Genomic DNA, 3,591 nt, shown 5'->3' with positions numbered 1-3,591 from the left:
ACAGCACGAACAGCCATGCGTCCCAGATTAGCCGTCGGCGCCGGGGGCCACGGTCACGAGCCCGACGTCGGCCGCCGCGACGAGCAGTCGCTTGTCGTAAGCCACGAACGCGTGCAGATCCGCGCGCAGGCGGCACGCCGTTGCCGGGTGAATGGCGTCGAGCGTGCACACCGCTTCGGTCCGCGTCAGTTTCACCAGTGCGGACGAGTCGAGGTAGGTCGAAACCTGTCCTTTCGCTGCTGCCGCAGCTGCGCCGAGATGTCGATGTCCGACTCGATCGGCGGCGAGGACGGAACGGCTCGATCTCCCTCAGCGGGAATGAGCTCCCCGGTGCGGTTCCCGGCAGCCAGGCGACGCAGGTACGCGCCGGCGTTCCACACCAGTTCGCAGAGAGCTCAGATCTGGTCGCGGCGCGGCCACCGCGGCTCATCCGGCGCCTCCCGCGGCTGGGGCAGCCGCGGCACGGGCAGCAGCACGCCCGCCCGCACCAGCCGCTCGCGCAGCAAAGTCAGATCCCTGTTCTCGCTCATCACGGCACCGCCTTGAGGAACCTCGCCGCCACCTCCACGGCCGGAGTGGAAGTCTCTCCGCTGAGCACGAGCGTCGCGAACGCGAGATCGCCGCGATAGCCCATGAACCACCCGTGTGAGTGCACGCCGTCACCGAACTGTGCGGTACCAGTCTTCCCGCGGACGTCTCCGTACGGCTTGAGCTGTGGTGCAGTGCCGTAGTCGACGACCTCGCGCATCATCTGGCGCACCGGGTCGAGCGCGGCGGCGGGCGGGGGCGCCGGCTGTTTGTCCGCCTTGGTCTCCTTGCCGCGCACCAGCTGCGGCACCGGCATCGAGCCCTTGGCGATGGACGCCCCGACCAGCGCCATGCCGAACGGCGACGCGAGCACCTTGCCCTGGCCGAACGCGTCCTCCGCCCGTTCCACGACGTCGGTCGCGGCCGGCACGGACCCGGTGATCGTCGTCAGGCCGGCGATGTCGAAGTCGACGCCGAGCCCCAGCGACAGCGCCGAGTTGGGGAGCAGGTCGGCCGGCATGTCGACGGCGAGCTGGGCGAACGTGGTGTTGCAGGAGAACGCGAACGCCGACCGCAGCGGGATGGTGCCCTTGTCGAACTCGCTGGAGTTCGGCACGATCCGCCGTCCGTCGATGGTGGTCTTGCCGGGGCACGGCAGCGGGGTGTCGGCGGTGACCTTGCCGGACTGGATCGCGGCCAGCGCGCTGACCGCCTTCATCGTCGAACCCGGCGGGAAGCTGCCGGTCAGCGCCAGCGCGCCCTGCGCGTCGGCCGGGTCGTTCTGCGCGACGGCCAGGATGTCGCCCGTGGACGGCTGGATCGCCACCAGGATCGTCGGCTGCTGCACGGGCTCGACGGCGTCCTCGGCGGCGGTCTGGACCGCGCGGGACAGCGCCACGTTCACGGCCTTGGCCGGTTCGGGCGCCTTGGAGTGCAGCTCGTCGATCTCGGTGCCCTGCGCGTCGACCGTGGCGATGCGGAAACCGGCGCCGCCCGCCACGTCGTTCTCGACGAGCTTGCGCACGGCCGGCAGCACCTGGGAGCCGAAGGTGCGGCTCGGCGCGAGCAGCGACGTCTGCGAGCTGAACCGCACGCCGGGCAGCTCGTAGATCTTCGGCTTGACCGTCTGGTAGTCGGGGTCGCGCAGCGCCGCCACCTGGTAGGCCTGGCCCTCGGGGGTCTTGGCGACGCCGTCGGCGATGGTCTGCTGGGTGATGGCCTTGTCGAACGGGTTCAGCGCGTCGGCGAGCGTCTTCGTGACGGCCGCGACGTCACCGGCCTCCTTCGCCACGAGCAGCACCGACACGACGCGTTCGGGCGCCAGCAACGGCGTGCCGTCGCGGTCGAGCACCGGCGCGGGGTCGGGTTTGAGCTCGGTGAGCCGGATGGACTGCTGCGGTGCGAGCTTCGGGTGCGCCAGCGACGACTGCCAGTGCACCTTCCAGGTGTCGGACTCCTGCCGGACGTCGAACTTCGTCGAGTACGTCCAGTGGCGGCTCTTGCCGAGGTCCCAGTCGAGCGTGACGCTCGCCTCGGAGGCCGTCTCGCCGTTCTTGCGGATCTGGTCGACCTTGCTGGTGAGCCCCTCGGGCTTGAGCGCGTTCCGGAACTTCTCCAGGGTCTCCTTGGCGTCGTTCGGGTTGTCGGTCATCCCGGCGGCACCCTGCACGTCACCGGACGCGAGCTTCGCCAGGAAGTCGTTGGTGATCTCCGGAGCCCCCGGTTCCGACGTGAACAGCCCACAGCCGCTCACCGTCACCAGCACCACCGTGATCGTCGCGAGAAGGCGCACTCGCGCGAGTATGCCCGCTCAGAAGAGGACGGTGGCGTACTGCCCGACTTGTTCGAACCCGATTTTCCGGTAGGCGGCCTGCGCGACGTGGTTGTACCCGTTCACGTAGAGGCTCGCCGTGCGGTTGAGCACCCTGGTCAGCCGGTCGGCGACCGCCGCCGTGCCCGCGGTGCCGATGCCCTCGCCCCGCCGGTCCGGCCGCACCCAGACGCCCTGGATCTGGCCGACCTTGCTGGACATGGCGCCGATCTCGGCCTTGAAGACGACCTCACCGTTCTCGAACCGGGCGAACGCCCTGCCCGCGGCGATCAGCTCGCTGACCCTGGCCCGGTAGCCGGCGCCGCCGTCCTCCGCGCACGGGTCGATGCCGACCTCCTCGACGAACATGCTGATCGCGGCCGGGAGGTAGCGGCCCAGCTCGCTCGGCCGGACCTGCCTGACCAGCGGGTCCGGGGTGATCTTCGGGCTCTGGCCGATCGCCATCAGCGGCTGGTCCGCCCTGACCTCCCTGGCCGGGCCCCAGTCCGGCCGGAGCTCCTCCCAGAGGGCGAGGACCTGCTCGGCCGGGCCCACCAGGCTGGAGCACATGCGGCCCCGGCGGCGCGCCCGGTCCGCGAACATGCGCATGGCGGCCGGGGAGCCCTTGAGCGGGATCAGGTTCGGGCCCGAGAAGCAGAGGCCGTCGACCTTGCCCCTGATCGGCTTCGAGTCGCTGCCCCACATCTCGCCGCCCAGGCGCCACGGGTCCACGCCGGCCACTTCCACCCTTGCCGCGACCATGCAGGCGGCCACGGGGTCTTTGTCGAAGACCTCGCGTACGTCGATCAGGTCGCGCTCGTCGAGCACGCGCGCTCCGGCCAGCCTCAACACGTCACCTAGCGTGCCAGATCCGGTTGGGATGTGGCATCTGCCAAGTGTGGGGACGAGCGGTTCTCGGGTGTGACGGTGGTTGCGTTTCGGGGTGTTTTCGCCTGGGGGTGCGGGTGCTGGGTTGGGTGGTTCCTTCTGGCGGTTCCGTGCCTGTTTCAAGCGCGGGGCTCCGCCCCGGACCCCGCCAACTGATCAAAGACCGGGCCGGCGCCGCACGCAGGTAGATGGCACGCCTGTTTCGTTGGGCGGCTTGCTGTTGCGTTGGTGGTTGCGAGATTGCGTGGGGTGGTCCCGTCACGAGCAGTGCTCGAGGCAGCCACACCCAGGGGGATAGGTCAAGCCGACGAAAAGCGTGTCGGCTTGACCTATCCCCCTGGGCGCGGCAAACGCGTCAGCACTGC

General features: G+C 70.1%; 4 protein-coding genes. All 4 read right to left on the bottom strand.

The genetic code is table 11. The annotated features are described in order from the left end of the window. Window positions 1-27: 27 nt before the first annotated feature. Window positions 28-195, bottom strand: coding sequence for a hypothetical protein (locus tag VF330_RS10545; RefSeq protein ID WP_330851347.1), 168 nt, complete (start codon window positions 193-195; stop codon window positions 28-30). Window positions 196-395: 200 nt separating this feature from the next. Next, window positions 396-530: a hypothetical protein gene (locus VF330_RS10540; protein ID WP_330851346.1), complete on the bottom strand. Its 135-nt coding sequence runs from the start codon at window positions 528-530 to the stop codon at window positions 396-398. Continuing rightward, complete coding sequence (locus tag VF330_RS10535) at window positions 530-2,320, bottom strand: penicillin-binding transpeptidase domain-containing protein (protein WP_330851345.1); 1,791 nt, start codon at window positions 2,318-2,320, stop codon at window positions 530-532. Before VF330_RS10535 ends, VF330_RS10540 begins: the two co-directional genes overlap by 1 nt. Window positions 2,321-2,338: 18 nt before the next feature. Continuing rightward, a complete protein-coding gene (locus VF330_RS10530) occupies window positions 2,339-3,190 on the bottom strand; it encodes a GNAT family N-acetyltransferase (RefSeq protein WP_330851344.1) in 852 nt (283 codons plus the stop codon). Window positions 3,191-3,591: the final 401 nt, after the last annotated feature.

It is taken from the genome of Lentzea sp., assembly GCF_036380075.1.
Classification (GTDB): Bacteria; Actinomycetota; Actinomycetes; order Mycobacteriales; family Pseudonocardiaceae; genus Lentzea.
Note: the sequence above shows the minus strand (reverse complement) of the source record. Positions and strands in the feature narration are given on the sequence as shown.